This is a genomic window from Variovorax sp. SRS16 (assembly GCF_901827165.1).
GTDB lineage: Bacteria > Pseudomonadota > Gammaproteobacteria > Burkholderiales > Burkholderiaceae_C > Variovorax.
This window is the reverse complement of the sequence record NZ_LR594666.1, coordinates 283,388-296,970: the sequence shown is the minus strand read 5'-3', so window position 1 is coordinate 296,970 and position 13,583 is coordinate 283,388. Positions and strand designations below refer to the sequence as shown.

12 protein-coding genes are annotated in these 13,583 nt (G+C 70.2%); 2 read left to right on the top strand and 10 right to left on the bottom strand.

What is annotated here, in order from left to right; all coding sequences use genetic code 11:
- Positions 1-8 precede the first annotated feature (8 nt).
- Positions 9-1,595: a tannase/feruloyl esterase family alpha/beta hydrolase gene (locus E5P2_RS01440; RefSeq protein WP_162565402.1), complete on the top strand. Its 1,587-nt coding sequence runs from the start codon at positions 9-11 to the stop codon at positions 1,593-1,595.
- Here the strand turns inward: E5P2_RS01440 and E5P2_RS01435 are convergent.
- The 10 genes from E5P2_RS01435 to E5P2_RS01390 all read right to left on the bottom strand — a co-directional run bounded on the left by E5P2_RS01435 (position 1,592) and on the right by E5P2_RS01390 (position 12,061).
- Positions 1,592-2,341: a GntR family transcriptional regulator gene (locus tag E5P2_RS01435; protein ID WP_162565401.1), complete on the bottom strand. Its 750-nt coding sequence runs from the start codon at positions 2,339-2,341 to the stop codon at positions 1,592-1,594. The genes E5P2_RS01440 and E5P2_RS01435 overlap by 4 nt on opposite strands.
- A 10-nt stretch (positions 2,342-2,351) precedes the next feature.
- Entirely contained in the window at positions 2,352-3,017 is a 666-nt protein-coding gene (locus tag E5P2_RS01430) for a cysteine hydrolase family protein (RefSeq protein ID WP_162565400.1), read from the bottom strand.
- Between the two features lie 20 nt (positions 3,018-3,037).
- A complete protein-coding gene (locus tag E5P2_RS01425) occupies positions 3,038-4,678 on the bottom strand; it encodes an ABC transporter ATP-binding protein (protein ID WP_162565399.1) in 1,641 nt (546 codons plus the stop codon).
- A gap of 14 nt (positions 4,679-4,692) precedes the next feature.
- The gene (gene biuH, locus E5P2_RS01420; protein ID WP_162565398.1) at positions 4,693-5,394 is read right to left on the bottom strand and encodes a biuret amidohydrolase; all 702 of its coding nucleotides are present in this window, start codon (positions 5,392-5,394) and stop codon (positions 4,693-4,695) included.
- Positions 5,395-5,404: 10 nt separating this feature from the next.
- Positions 5,405-6,325 carry an ABC transporter permease gene (locus tag E5P2_RS01415; RefSeq protein ID WP_162565397.1) on the bottom strand — a complete coding sequence of 307 codons (921 nt, stop codon included), beginning with the start codon at positions 6,323-6,325 and terminating at the stop codon, positions 5,405-5,407.
- Positions 6,322-7,407 carry an ABC transporter permease gene (locus E5P2_RS01410; RefSeq protein ID WP_162565396.1) on the bottom strand — a complete coding sequence of 362 codons (1,086 nt, stop codon included), beginning with the start codon at positions 7,405-7,407 and terminating at the stop codon, positions 6,322-6,324. The genes E5P2_RS01415 and E5P2_RS01410 overlap by 4 nt, the downstream gene beginning before the upstream one ends.
- Before the next feature lie 27 nt (positions 7,408-7,434).
- Positions 7,435-8,547: a BMP family ABC transporter substrate-binding protein gene (locus tag E5P2_RS01405; protein ID WP_162565395.1), complete on the bottom strand. Its 1,113-nt coding sequence runs from the start codon at positions 8,545-8,547 to the stop codon at positions 7,435-7,437.
- A gap of 115 nt (positions 8,548-8,662) precedes the next feature.
- Positions 8,663-9,043: an oxalurate catabolism protein HpxZ gene (gene hpxZ, locus E5P2_RS01400; RefSeq protein WP_162565394.1), complete on the bottom strand. Its 381-nt coding sequence runs from the start codon at positions 9,041-9,043 to the stop codon at positions 8,663-8,665.
- A complete protein-coding gene (gene atzF, locus E5P2_RS01395) occupies positions 9,040-10,758 on the bottom strand; it encodes an allophanate hydrolase (RefSeq protein WP_162565393.1) in 1,719 nt (572 codons plus the stop codon). The genes hpxZ and atzF overlap by 4 nt, the downstream gene beginning before the upstream one ends.
- Before the next feature lie 82 nt (positions 10,759-10,840).
- Complete coding sequence (locus tag E5P2_RS01390; RefSeq protein WP_162565392.1) at positions 10,841-12,061, bottom strand: MFS transporter; 1,221 nt, start codon at positions 12,059-12,061, stop codon at positions 10,841-10,843.
- Between the two features lie 140 nt (positions 12,062-12,201).
- Here E5P2_RS01390 and E5P2_RS01385 point away from each other — a divergent pair, with 140 nt between their 5' ends.
- Complete coding sequence (locus E5P2_RS01385) at positions 12,202-13,566, top strand: AmpG family muropeptide MFS transporter (RefSeq protein WP_162565391.1); 1,365 nt, start codon at positions 12,202-12,204, stop codon at positions 13,564-13,566.
- Positions 13,567-13,583 lie beyond the last annotated feature (17 nt).

Genomic DNA, 13,583 nt, shown 5'->3' with positions numbered 1-13,583 from the left:
GCACCGGCATGCATTCGCAGAGCGATTCCCACACGTCGACGGCGACGCGCTTCAGGTTCACGCTGGCGCTCCTCGCCTGCGCCACGGCCTGGTGCGGCAGCGCACGGGCCGCACCGATGGCCTGCGCCGAGCTCGAACAGCTCAAGCTGCCGCAAACCACCGTGCAGAGCGCGCTCGAAGTGCCCGCCGGCCCGCTGCCCTCGGGCACGCCGGTGCCGACCTTCCCGCCGAACACGCCGGCCACCCGACTGCCGGCGTTCTGCAAGGTCAAGGCCGTGGTCGCGCCGTCGATCGGCTTCGAGCTCTGGATGCCGTTCACCGGCTGGAACGGCCGCTTCGAAGGCGTGGGCAACCACGGCTTCGCAGGCACGCTTGACTATGGCGACATGGCCTGGCAGCTGGCGCGCGGCTACGCGGTCGCCAGCACCGACACCGGCCATGCGGGCAACGACCCGCTGCCCTGGATGCAGAACCCGCAGCAGCTGGCCGACTACGGCTATCGCGCCGTGCACGAGATGACGGTCAATGCCAAGACCCTCGTCAACGCCTTCTATGACCGTGCCGCGCACCATGCCTACTGGAACGGCTGCTCGACCGGCGGCAAGCAGGCGCTGACCGAAGCGCAGCGCTACCCGGCCGACTACGACGGCATCAGCGTCGGCGATGCGAACTTCGACCAGATCGGCAACCGCGCGCAGTACGTGTGGAACGGCCAGGCGACCTTCGCCAATCCGGCGACCAGGCTGTCGTCGGCGCAGCTGTCGCTCGTCAACAAGGCGGTGCTGAAGGCCTGCGACGCACTCGACGGCGTCACCGACAACTCCATCGAGGACCCTCGCCGCTGCGGCTTCGATCCTGCGGTGCTGCAGTGCCAGTCCGGCCAGGACGCGGCCGCCTGCCTGAGCGGCGAACAGGTCGGCGCATTGAAGAAGCTCTATGCCGGGCCGCGCAACCCACGCACCGGCGAAGAGATCTACCCCGGCCTCACGCCCGGCAGCGAGCTCGGCTGGGGCGGCGTGGTCAACGGCCCGAACATCTATGCGACGGCGGACCAGTTCTTCAAGTACATGGTCTTCAAGCGGCCCGACTGGGACTGGCGCAGTTATGACTTCGATGCCGACTGGGTCACGTCGCGCACCGGCTTCGACCGCATCCTCAATGCCACCGACCCCGACCTGCGTGCCTTCGCGCAGCGCGGCGGCAAGCTGTTCCAGTACCACGGCTGGAAGGACACGGTGCATCCGGCGATGCGCAGCGTCGGGTACTACGAGTCGGTGCTGTCCGCGCTCGACGCGCGCGGCGACCGCGAGCAGGCGATCGCGCGCACGCAGAAGTTCTATCGCCTCTTCATGGTGCCGGGCTCCAATGGCTGCGCGAGCACGGGCGACCTGCCCGATGTGTTCGACCCGATGGATACGCTCACGCGCTGGGTGGAGAAAGGCACGGCGCCCGAACGCGTGCTGGTCACGCACAAGACCCGCGGCGCCGTCGATCGCACGCGTCCGCTGTGCGCCTATCCCAAGGTCGCGGTCTACGACGGCAGCGGCAGCAGCGACGAGGCGAAGAATTTCCGCTGCCAGGCGCCCGTCAGCTAGCGCGGCGCGCGGCCCGCGTGCCGCGCCATGTGCACCTGGTGCAGCGTGATCTTGCGCACCTCGGCCTGGCTGGTTTCGATGTGCGCGCGCAGCAGCATCGCGGCCTGGTCGCCGCGGTTGGCGCGGATCGCCTTCAGGATCTTCGCGTGCTCGTCGTAGGTCGCATCGATGCGCGGCTGCTTGGTGAAGTCCAGCCGCCGGATGATGCGGATGCGGTCGGTGACGTCGCGGTGCACGCGCGCCATCTCGCCGTTGCCCGCGGCCGCGACCAGTGCGCAATGAAAGGCCTCGTCCCATTGCGCGACCTGCACCGTGTCGGCACTGCGCTGCGCGGCCGGCACCAGCCAGATGCCGGCCAGTTGATCGAGCAGGCTGCGATCGACGTGGTGATCGCTTTCGCACAGGCGGTGCACGGCCGTGGTCTCGAGCACCATGCGCAGATCGTAGAGCTGCTCGAACTTGTCGAAGTCGAAAGGCAGCACGCGCCAGCCGCTGCGAAACAGCACCTCGACGAAGCCCTCCTGCTGCAGCCTGAACAGCGCCTGCCGCACCGGCGTGCGCGAGACGCCGAGGCGCTCGCTGATCTCGTTCTCGGTGAAGCGGTCGCCGGGCACGAGCTGGAATTCGGCGACATCGCGCTTGAGCTGTGCGTAGACCTCGTCGGCGCGGGTTCGGAACGCGATCGGTTCTTCCGCGGGCGCCGCCGCGGCGGGCCGGGACTTGGGGCGGGGTCGGACGTGGGGCACGCGAAGGATGTTAGTCGTTGCCGAGCGCGGCCCGCAGCGCGGCGCTCGGCGCGGTCCAGCCGACGATCGCGCCCTGGGCGCGGATCATCTCGAGGGCGGCCGTCTTGAAGGCGGGGAAGTAGCTCTCGGTGCAGTCCTCCAGCAACAGGCCTTCGTAGCCGCGGTCGTTGGCCTCGCGCATGCTGGTCTGCACGCAGACCTCGGTGGTGACGCCGCCGAACAGCAGGTGCGTGATGCCGCGCTGCCGCAACGTCTCGTGCAGCGCGGTGGCGTAGAAGGCGCCCTTGCCGGGCTTGTCGATCACGAGCTCGCCGTCGCGCGGCACGAGCGCATCGATGATCTGGTTGCCGGGTTCGCCGGCGATGAGGATGCGGCCCATCGGCCCGGCGTCGCCGATGCGCAGGCTCGGATGGCCGCGCAGGCGCTTGGCCGGCGGGCAGTCGGACAGGTCGGCGCGGTGCGCCTCGCGGGTATGGACCACGAGGCCACCGGCCTGCCGCCAGGCATCGAGCGTTGCCCGCACCGCGGGAATGATCGCCTGCAGCAGCGAGACGTCGTTGCCCAGCGTCTCGCCGAAGCCGCCGGGCTCGATGAAGTCGCGCTGCATGTCGATCAGCACGAGCGCGGTGTGCGCAATCTCGAAGTCGTAGGCGAAGGGCTGGGCGTCGATGCGCATGGGGGCTTTCGGTGGAACGATCAGTGGGGCAAGACACCATCGCTCGCAGGCGCGTGGTGATCGCCGCCGCCCATGTGCGCCCCGAGCACGTGCCGCTCGGCCGTCGCGGCAGCGGTCTCGAAGACGATCCGCCCTTCGCTCATCACGACGATGCGGTCGGCCATCTCGAGCAGCTCGTCGAGGTCCTCGCTGATCAGCAGCACCGCGCCGCCCTTCGCGCGCACCTGCATGATCCGGCCGTGGATCTCGGCCACCGCCGCGAAGTCCAGGCCGAACACGGGGTTCGCCGCGATCAGCACGTTGATGTCGCCGGCCAGTTCGCGCGCCAGCACCGCGCGCTGCACGTTGCCGCCCGACAGGCTGCGCATCGGCGCGCCCTCGCCCTGCGTCTTGACGCCGTACTCGGCGATCCACGCACGCGCCCGGCGGCGCCACTGCGCGAAGTCGAGCAGGCCCGCGCCCATCGCGCGCCAGGCCAGCGGCGGCTGGTCGAAGTCGCGCAGCGCCATGTTCTCGGCCACGCTCAGATCGCCGACGCAGGCATTGCGCAGCGGCTCCTCGGGCAGGCTGCGCACCTTGAGGCGGCGGTTCTCCTCGCGCCGCGCGCGGTAGGGCTCGCCCATCACGCTGACCCGCCCGGCCAGCCGCGCGCGCTGGCCGACCAGCGCCTCGACCAGTTCGCGCTGGCCGTTGCCCGAGACGCCGGCCACGCCGAGGATCTCGCCCGCGCGCACCGCAAGGCTCAGGTCGTGCACGGCGAGCGTGCCGCGATCGCCCTGCGCCTGCAGGCCCTCGACCTGCAGGGTGATCGGCGCATCCGCCGCGGTGTCCTTCGCCGCATGCAGCGCGCGCCCGACCCGCGCCGCAGCGTCACCCTCCGGCGGCGGCGCATCGCCCTCGCCCATCATGGCCGCGGCCAGCCGCGCCGGCTCCGTGTCGGCCACGGCACAGTGATGCACGGCCCGGCCGCGCCGCAGCACGGTGACGCTGTCGGCATAGGCCATCACCTCGCGGAACTTGTGCGTGATGATCAGCACGGTGCACTGGCCGCTGCGTGCGAACGCGCGCACGTGGCCCAGCACCTCGTCGGCCTCCTGCGGCGTCAGCACCGAGGTCGGCTCGTCGAGGATCAGGAGGCGCGGCTTCAGGTACAGCTGCTTGAGCAGTTCGAGCTTCTGCTTCTCGCCGGCCGCGAGCTCCGATGGCCGCACATCGAGGTCGAGGCGAAAGGGCGTGGTCGCGAGGAAGTCCGCGAGCTCGATGCGCTTCGTCTTCCAGTCGATCAGCGCCGGCGTCTTGCCGCCGGCCAGCAGCAGGTTCTCGGCCACCGTCATGCCGGGCGCCAGCGTGAAGTGCTGGTAGACCATGCCGATGCCGAGCGCGCGCGCGACCACCGGGTTGGCGATGTCCTGCTCGCGGCCGTCGATCAGGATGCTGCCTTCCTCGGCGCGCTGGAAGCCGGCCACGCACTTGACCAGCGTGCTCTTGCCGGCGCCGTTCTCGCCCAGGAGCGCATGCACCGTGCCGGGCGCGACATTCATCGTCACGCGGTCCATCGCGGTGAAGCTGCCGAAGCGCTTGGTCAGTTCATAGGTGCCGAGTGCGAGCGCGCCGGTGCCGGCGGGCAATGCGCCGATCGGCGTGTGCGAGGCCTCGGACATGCGGCTCCCGTGTCTCACATCGCCGACAGCGCTTCGAGCAAGGCGCCCGAAGACGCGTGAGCGCCGAACACGCCGCCCTGCATGGTGATCATCTTCAGCGCGGCGAGGTGGTTGCCGTGGTCGGTCGCTGCCGTGCAGTCCGACAGCAGCAGGCATTCGAAGCCGCGGTCGTTGGCATCGCGCATCGTCGTGTGCACGCACACGTCGGTGGTGATGCCGGCCAGGATCAGGTTCTCGATGCCGCGCGTGCGCAGCACCAGCTCGAGGTCCGTCGCGTAGAAGGAGCCCTTGCCGGGCTTGTCGATCACCACCTCGCCCGCGAGCGGCGCGAGCGCGGGAATGATCTCCCAGCCCGGTTCGCCGCGCACCAGGATGCGGCCGCAGGGACCGTCGTCGCCGATGCCCACGCCGCCGGCGCCGATCTGGCGCGAGCGCCAGCGCTTGTTGGCCGGCAGATCGGCGAGATCGGGCCGATGGCCTTCGCGCGTGTGGATGACGTGGAAGCCGAGCGGCCGCAGGCGCGCCAGCGTGCGCGCGATCGGCGCGATCGGCGCCTGCACCAGCGACAGGTCGTAACCCATCACGTCGACGTAGCCGCCCTTGCCGCAGAAATCGGTCTGCATGTCGATCACGATCAGCGCCGTGTTGTCCGGGCGCAGCGCGCCGTTGTACGGCCACGCGTAGGGTTCGGCGGCGACGAAGCATTCGGATGGCATGGGTGGGCCTTTACCGTGTGGAGGAGAGTTCGCCCGGGCTGCCGACAGCCACGCTGCCCGGCTTGCAGGTCAGCACCAGGATCACGAGCGTGAGCACGTAGGGCACCGTGTTGAACAGGTGATAGCCCCAGCCCACGCCGATCGATTGCAGCGCCGGGCCGATCGCGCCTGCGCCGCCGAACAGCAGCGCCGCGCCGATGCAGCGCAGCGGACTCCAGCGCGCGAAGATCACCAGCGCCACCGCGATCAGTCCCTGGCCGCTGGAAATGCCTTCGTTCCAGCTGCCCGGATAGAAGAGCGTCAGCGATGCGCCGCCCAGTCCGGCGATGGCGCCGCCCGCGGTGGTCGCGGCGATGCGCAGGCCGGCGACCGAGTAGCCGAGCGCGCGCGTCGCATGGGCCGAGTCGCCGGCCATGCGCACCAGCAGGCCGGCGCGCGTGCGGGCGAAGCCCCACCACAGCAGCACGGCGAGCGCGACACCGACCGGCACCAGCGCATTGACCTGCAGCGCCGAGCGGATCACCGGGTTGTCGCTCCAGCCGCCGAGCGGGATCGCCGGCAGCTGCGGCGCCTGCGGCTGGATCAGCGGCTTGCCCAGATAGAAAGCGAGGCCGGTGCCGAACAGCATCAGCGCGATGCCGGTCGCGACGTCGTTGACGCGATCGAGCGAGCACAAAAGCCCGTGCAGCAGCGCCAGCGCCGCACCGGCCGCAGCGCCGGCCAGCACGCCGAGCCAGGGCGAGCCGGTCAGCCAGGCGCCGCCGAAGGAGGCCATCGCCGACAGCACGAGCACGCCTTCGAGCCCGAGGTTGATGCGGCCCGATTTCTCGGTCAGGCATTCGCCCAGGCTCACGAACAGGAAGGGCGCGCCGACGCGCAGCGCGCCGCCCACGATGCCGGCGACGAGAGCGATCCATGCGTCCAGGCTCATTGCGCGGCTTTCTCGGCCAGCGGCGCCGGCTGCGTCGCACGCGGCGCGCGGTTGCGGACCATGGCCTTCCAATCGATCATGCGCAACCCTTCGCTGGCGAGGATCAGCACGAAGGCCATGCCTTGCAGCACGAGCACCGACGCATCGGGCAGCCCGAGCCGACGCTGCAGCAGGCTGCCCGCCGCGCCGAAGCCGCCGAACAGGATCGCGACCGGAATCACCGCGACGGGGTTGTGGCGCGCGATGAAGGACACCAGGATGCCGGAATAGCCATAGCCCGCGATCAGCGCGGCATTGGCATTGGTGTGCACCGCCGCGACCTCGACCGCGCCCGCGACGCCGGCGCAAGCGCCGCCGAGCCCGCAGGCCGCAAGCACCAGCCGGTTCGCCCGCAGGCCCACGAGTTGCGCGGTGCGCGGGTTGCCGCCCACCACGCGCACCGAGAAGCCCGAGGCGGTGAAGCGCAGCCACAGCCCCGAGGCCAGGCAGGCGACGATGCCGATCACCAGGCCCCAGTGCACGTCGGAGCCGCCGATGCCACCGATGCCCAGGCCGTCCGCGAGCGAATGCGTCGCGGGCTTGTTGAGGCTGGCCGGATCGCGCAGCGGGCCTTCGACGAGGTGCTTGAAGAGGCCGATCGCGATGTAGGCGAGCAGCAGGCTGCTGATGGTCTCGTTGATGCCGCGGTACTGGCGCAGCCAGCCCGCGAAGGCGATCCAGAGTCCGCCCGCGACCGCGCCGGCCACGCACAGCAGCACGGTGCCGGCGATGTTGGCCGGCAGCGGCATTGCATACGGCAATGCGGCGCACGCCAGTCCGCCCAGCACCAGCGCGCCTTCGCCGCCGATGATGACCAGGCCGGCGCGCGCGGGGATCGCAACGCACAGCGCGGTGAGCATCAGCGGCGCCGAGCGCTGCAGCGTGTTCTGCCACGAGAACCAGTCGCCGAACGCGCCCTTGAAGAGGATGACCCAGGTCTGGCCCGGACTCACCCCGGCGAACCAGACGAACACGCCGAACAGCAGCAGCGCCGCCGCAATGGCGAACGCCGGCAGCGCGGCTTCTTTCAATGCGTGGGTCATCGTCGGCTCGCGATGGAAGAGATCGGATCAGGCGGCCGAGCCCACGACGCCTTCGACGAGGTAGTTCATCTTCTCGAGCTCGAGGTCGGTCTGCTTGAGTGTCTTGCCGGCGGGGATCACGACCGCACCCTTGTTGTCCTTCAGGCCACCCTGGAAGATGTCGAAGTTGCCGGCGAGCATCTTCGCCTTGATCTCGTCGGCCTGCTTCTTCGCGGCGTCGGTGACCGTCGGGCCGTAGGCCGACATCTTCACGTAGCCTTCCTTCAGCCCGCCGCGCAGGAAGTTGGGATGCGGCTTGCCGGCCTGCGCCGCATCGACGACGGCCTTGTAGGCGGTGAGCCAGTTCCACTCGGCCCCGGTGAGATAGGCCTCGGGCGCGAGCTTCGCCTGGCTCGCGTGGTAGCCGCACACCATCTTGCCGCGCTTGGCCGCGGTCTCGACGATCACCTTGGGGCCGTCGACGTGCATGGTGAAGACGTCGCAGCCCTGGTCGGCCAGGCTGTTGGTGGCCTCGGCCTCCTTCACGGCCATCGACCAGTCGCCGGTGAAGATCACGCTGCAGGTGATGCCGGGCTTGACCGAGCGCGCGCCCATGGCGAAGGCGTTGATGTTGCGCAGCACCTGCGGGATCGGCTTGGCGGCGACGAAGGCGATCTTGTTGCTCTTCGTCATGTGGCCGGCGATCACGCCGTTGAGGTACTGGCACTCGTCGATGTAGCCGAAGAAGCTGCCGACGTTCTTCGGGTTCTTGTCGGTCCAGAGGCCGCCGCAATGCGCGAAGCGCACGTCGGGATGCTTGGGCGCCACGGCCAGGATGTGGGGATCGAAGTAGCCGAAGGAGGTGGGGAACAGCAGCCTGGCGCCGTCCTGCGCGATCATGCCGGTCATGGTCTTCTGCACGGCGGCGGTCTCCGGCACGTTCTCTTCCTCGACCACCTTGATGCCGGGCATCTTCTTGAGCTCGGCGGCGGCCTGGGCATGGGACTGGTTGTAGCCGTAGTCATCGCGCGCGCCGACGTAGATGACGCCGACGGTCAGCGGTGTCTGCGCATTGGCGTGCGTGCGCCATCCGCCGAGCGTGCCGGCGGCAGCCAGCGCGGCCAGGGACTTGAGGGAATCGCGACGGTTGAACTGGCTCATGGGCGTGCTCCAGGAAATGAGGATGAAGTCGAAGGGAACGGGAGTGAAGTCAACTTGGATACAAGATGGTGTGCATAAACCGTACCAGCGTCGTGCCGCGTTTTAGGGCCTGAAATCAGCCCAGCAGGCTCACGTGCGCGGCCACCACGCGCCAACCTTGGGCGGTGCGCATCCAGGTCTGGCTCTGACGCCCCGTCCTTGTGCTTGCCTCGCGCCGGAACTCGAGATTGACGGTCGCGAAGTCGGTGCCGTAGGTGGTGATGACGGTGCGCAGCAGCGCGCGCTTCATGCCTTGCGGCGCTTGCGCCGCGCGGAAGGCGCGGATCTCGGCGTGGCCGTACTGATTGCCGCTGTCGCCGTAGCGCAGCGTGTGCGGGCTGTCCCAGAACAATTCGTCGAGCACCCCGGTCCTGTTGTGGACCAGTGCATCCTCGTAGCGATCGCTGGCGGCCGTGACCTCGGCGACGATGTCGGGAAGATTGATGGCGAGTGTCATGCGATGGCTCCCTTGGAGGCGATGAAGGCGCGCCAGCCGCCGTGATGGGTGATGTCGGCCGCGCCGGCCAGCGCGGCCGCTTCGCAGAGAAAGCCCTGCACGCTGCTGCCGTCGGCGAGCAGGATGCTGCCGATGCCCAGCGGCGACGGGACCAGCGCGACGAAGCCGCCGTAATGCGCGAGCGGCATCTCCCAGACCTCGACGGCGATCGCAGCGCCTTCGCCCGGTGCGACGCGAACGAGGCCGGGCTTGGGCGGCACGGTGCCGGGCAATGCATAGAGGCGGTAGACGGGCGCGGTCTCGGTGGCCGCGCGCAGGCACGCGCCGCGCTCGGTCAGTTGCGCATTCAGCGGCATGCCGCTGAGATGGGCGCCGACGACGGCGACCCGGGTCGTGGCTACCGGCGCGATCACGGGCAGGGCCTCGGGCGCAGGCATCGGCTCGCCGGTCGCACCGAGCGCGAGACCCGTCGCATGATGAAAGCGCTGGCCGAGTTCGGCGAGCTGGAAGTCGCTGCCGGAGCGGCCGATCAGCGTGATGCCGAAAGGCAAGCCGTCGGCGCGCAGGCTGCTCGGCACCGAGATCGCCGCATAGTCGAGCAGGTTGACGAAGTTGGTGTATTCGCCGAGCGCGCGGTTGAGCGCGACCGGATCGGCCTGCATCGCCGCGATGGTGCAGTGCGTGGGCGCGGTCGGCACCAGCAGCACGTCGATGTCGCGCCACATCGCACCGGCGCGCTGGCCCAGCGCATGCAGCCGGGTGCGCGCATCGACGTAGTCGGCGGCGCTGTAGTTGCGGCCCTGCGCAAGGATGCTGCGCACCGGCTCGAGCACCTCGGCTTCGTGCCCGTCGAAGAAGTCGCGCACGGCGGCGTAGCGCTCGGCGACGAGTGCGCTGTCGTAGAGCAGCGCCGCCGCTGCGGCCAGCGGTGCGTAGTCGATCGCGACCGGCGCCCCGCCGAGCGCGCGCATCTGTTCGATCGCGCGCTCGAAGGCCGCGGCGGAAAGCGCATCGCCGAAGAAGCGCGGTGCCGACGCAACGCCGAAGCGAAAGCGCGCCGGCAGTGCCTGCGTCGCAAGCGTCAGCTGGCGCGCGTAGGGATCTTCCGCATCGAAGCCCATCGCGGTCTGCAGCACACGCGCGGCAAGCCCGACGGTGCGCGCGAAGATCGACACGCAGTCCACGCTCTGCGCCGCCGGCACCACGCCGCGCGCACTGACCAGTCCGCGCGAAGGCTTGATGCCGACGATGTTGTTGAGCCCCGCCGGCACCCGGCCCGAGCCCGCGGTGTCGGTCCCCAGCGCGAAGTCGGCCTGCCCGGTGGCGACCACGTAGGCCGAGCCGGAGCTCGACCCGCCCGACACGCAGCGCGCATCGAAGCTATTGGGCACCGCGCCATAGGGCGAGCGCGTGCCGTTCAGCCCGCAGGCGAACTGGTCGAGATTGGTCTTGCCGAGCAGGCTCGCACCGGCATCGAGCAGCCGCCGCACCACCGCGGCATGCACGTCCGGCGTGCGTGCGAAGGCCGGGCAGGCCGCCGTGGTCGGCACGCCGGCCACGTCGATGTTGTCCTTGGCTGCGAAGCGCAGCCCGGCCAGCGGGCCCGAGCTCGCGCCGTGCAGCGGCGGGTCGAGCCGCGTGATCCATGCCTCGGCGGCGAGTCCGCCGGCCGGGCCATTCGCCGCGCCGGGGCGCGGGCCTCCTTCATGCACCATCTTCAAGCATCCTGTCTTGTGTACAAGATGGCTTGCAAACGGCGTGCCAGGCGGCGCGGCCCGGCGGTATGCGCTGTCGGGATCAGCCGGCGGCCGCGGGCAGCTGCCGCAGCGTGCGAACCTGCGAGGCCAAGATCACCGCGGCCTGCAGCACGAAGCCCGCGCTGGCCAGGAACAGGCAGGCGGGCTCACCCCACCATGCACCGACCAGTCCGCCGAGTGCCGCACCGAGCGGCCGCGAACCGGCATTGACCGTGAGGAACATCGCCGACACGCGCCCCAGCATGGCGCCCGGCGTGACCGTCTGGCGCAGCGTGGTCGAGGTGATGGTCCAGATGATCGGGCCGGCGCCGAACAGGAAGAAGGCCAGCGCCGCCAGCGCCGCGAACGGAAAGACCAGCGTGAGCAGCGTGGCCGCCGCCGCCACCACCGACACGGCGGGCCCGAGCTGGATTGCGCGGCCGAAAGGCATGGCCGCGACGACGCGCGGCGCCAGCAGCGCGCCCACCACCATGCCGGCGCCGTAGCTCGCGAGCGTGACGCCCACGGTGCCGACGCTGAGGCCGAGCATGCGCATCGCATACGGCACGTAGGCCACCTGCAGCACGAACCACGAGATGTTCCACGCGACTGCCGTGAGCAGGATCGGCCGCAGCATCGCATCGCGCCACACCAGGGCCGCACCCTCGCGCAGCGCGGCCAGCGGCCGGTGCGCGGGTGCCGGCTTGCGCGGCGGCTCGACGAGCCGCAGCAGCAGCGCCAGCGCGGCCGCCGACAGCATCGAAGCCAGGATGAAGGCCGCCGAGGCGCCGGCCCAGGCCACGAGGGCGCCCGCAAGCGCCGGCCCGGCGGCAAAGGCCGCGCTGCGCACCAGCTCGAGCCGGCCATTGGCCTGCGCGAACGCCTCGCGCGGCACCAGCGCCGGCACGATGGCCGGCGCCGCGACACTGAAGGCCACGGTGCCGACGGCGCCGACGAAGCCGAGCACGGCGAGCAGGCCGACCGACAGCCGGTTGCACAGCACCGCGGCGAGCAGGGCCAGCAACGCGAGCATGCGCACGGCTTCGGCCCAGCGCATGAGCCGGGCGCGCGAAGTCCGGTCGGCCACGAGGCCCAGCGGAATCGACATCAACAGGAAAGGCAGCGTCTGCGCGGTGGCGAGAAAGCCGATCTCGCCGGGCCCTGCGCCCAGCAGCAGCACGGCCACGATCGGCGCGGCCGCGAGGCTCAGTTGTTCGGCGGATTGCGCCGCGAAATTGGCGCCGGCGAGGAAAGCGAAGGAAGGGGGAAGGCGTGACGCCATGGCATGTCTGTTCGTTTGTGAGACCCGATGGTGCGCTCGAAGGCCGCGCGCGCCGGCCGTTTCCGGACATGCCACCGAAGCCTGCGCGAAGGGCGCCGGTGCATGCGGGAATAATGGGCGGCCCTCAACGACCGTCGTCCATGTCCGCACCACCGGCTGCCGAAGCCTCCCCTGCCCCACCCTGGCGCGACGCGCTCAAGGTCTATCTCGAACCCGCAACCCTGCGCATGCTGGCGCTGGGCTTCTCCGCCGGCCTGCCGCTGCTGCTGGTGCTGGGCACGCTGAGCTTTCGCCTGCGCGAAGCCGGCGTCGACCGCGCCACCATCGGGTACCTGAGCTGGGTCGGCCTGGCCTACGGCTTCAAGTGGGCCTGGGCGCCGCTGGTGGACCGGCTGCCGATCCCGCCTCTGACCACCTTGCTCGGACGCCGCCGCGGCTGGCTGCTGCTGGCGCAGATGGTCGTGATCGCCGGGCTCGTCGGCATGGCGTCCAACGATCCGCGCGACGGCCTGCCGCCGCTGGTCTGGTGCGCGCTGCTGGTCGCCTTCGGCTCGGCCACGCAGGACATCGCGCTGGACGCCTTCCGCATCGAATCCGCCGCCACGCGCAAGCAGGCAGCGCTGGCGGCGGCCTACCAGACCGGCTACCGGCTGGCGATGATCTGGGCCGGCGCCGGCGTGCTCTGGATCGCGGCCTGGGCCGAGATCACCGGCGCGGCGGGCTACCAGAACGGCGCCTGGAAGACCGCCTACCTCGTGATGGCGGCGTCGATGGCGGTGGGCGTGATCACCGTGCTGCTGTCGCCCGAGCCGGTGCGCGTCGCGCTGCCGGCGCCGAAGAACGCGACCGCATGGCTGCGTGAGGTGCTGGTCGAGCCCTTCGCCGACTTCATCCGCCGCTACCGCTGGCAAGCCGCGCTGATCCTGTCGCTGATCGCGATCTACCGCATCAGCGACGTGGTGATGGGCATCATGGCCAACCCCTTCTACGTGGACATGGGCTTCACCAAGGACGAGGTCGCCACCGTGAGCAAGATCTACGGCGTGGTGATGACGCTGGCGGGTGCCTTCGTCGGCGGCGTGCTGTCGGTGCGCCTGGGCGTGATGCGCGTGCTGATGCTGGGCGCGGTGCTGAGCGCGGCGAGCAACCTGCTGTTCGCCGGCCTCGCCTCGCGCGGGCACGACGTCACGGCGCTGGTGCTGGTGGTGTCGGCCGACAACCTGGCCGGCGGCATCGCTTCGGCGGCCTTCATCGCCTACCTGTCGAGCCTGACCAACATCAGCTATTCGGCGACGCAGTACGCGCTCTTCAGCTCGCTGATGCTGCTGCTGCCGAAGTTCATTGCCGGGTATTCGGGGGTTTTCGTGGATGCCTATGGGTACAAGGCCTTCTTCGTCGGCACCGCAGCGCTGGGGTTGCCGGTGCTGGTGCTGGTGGCGCTGGCGGCAAGGGCGAGAAACAGATCGACCACGCCGTCGGGCCAAGGATCCCAAATGGCGCCATAATGGCGCCATTTGGGAGA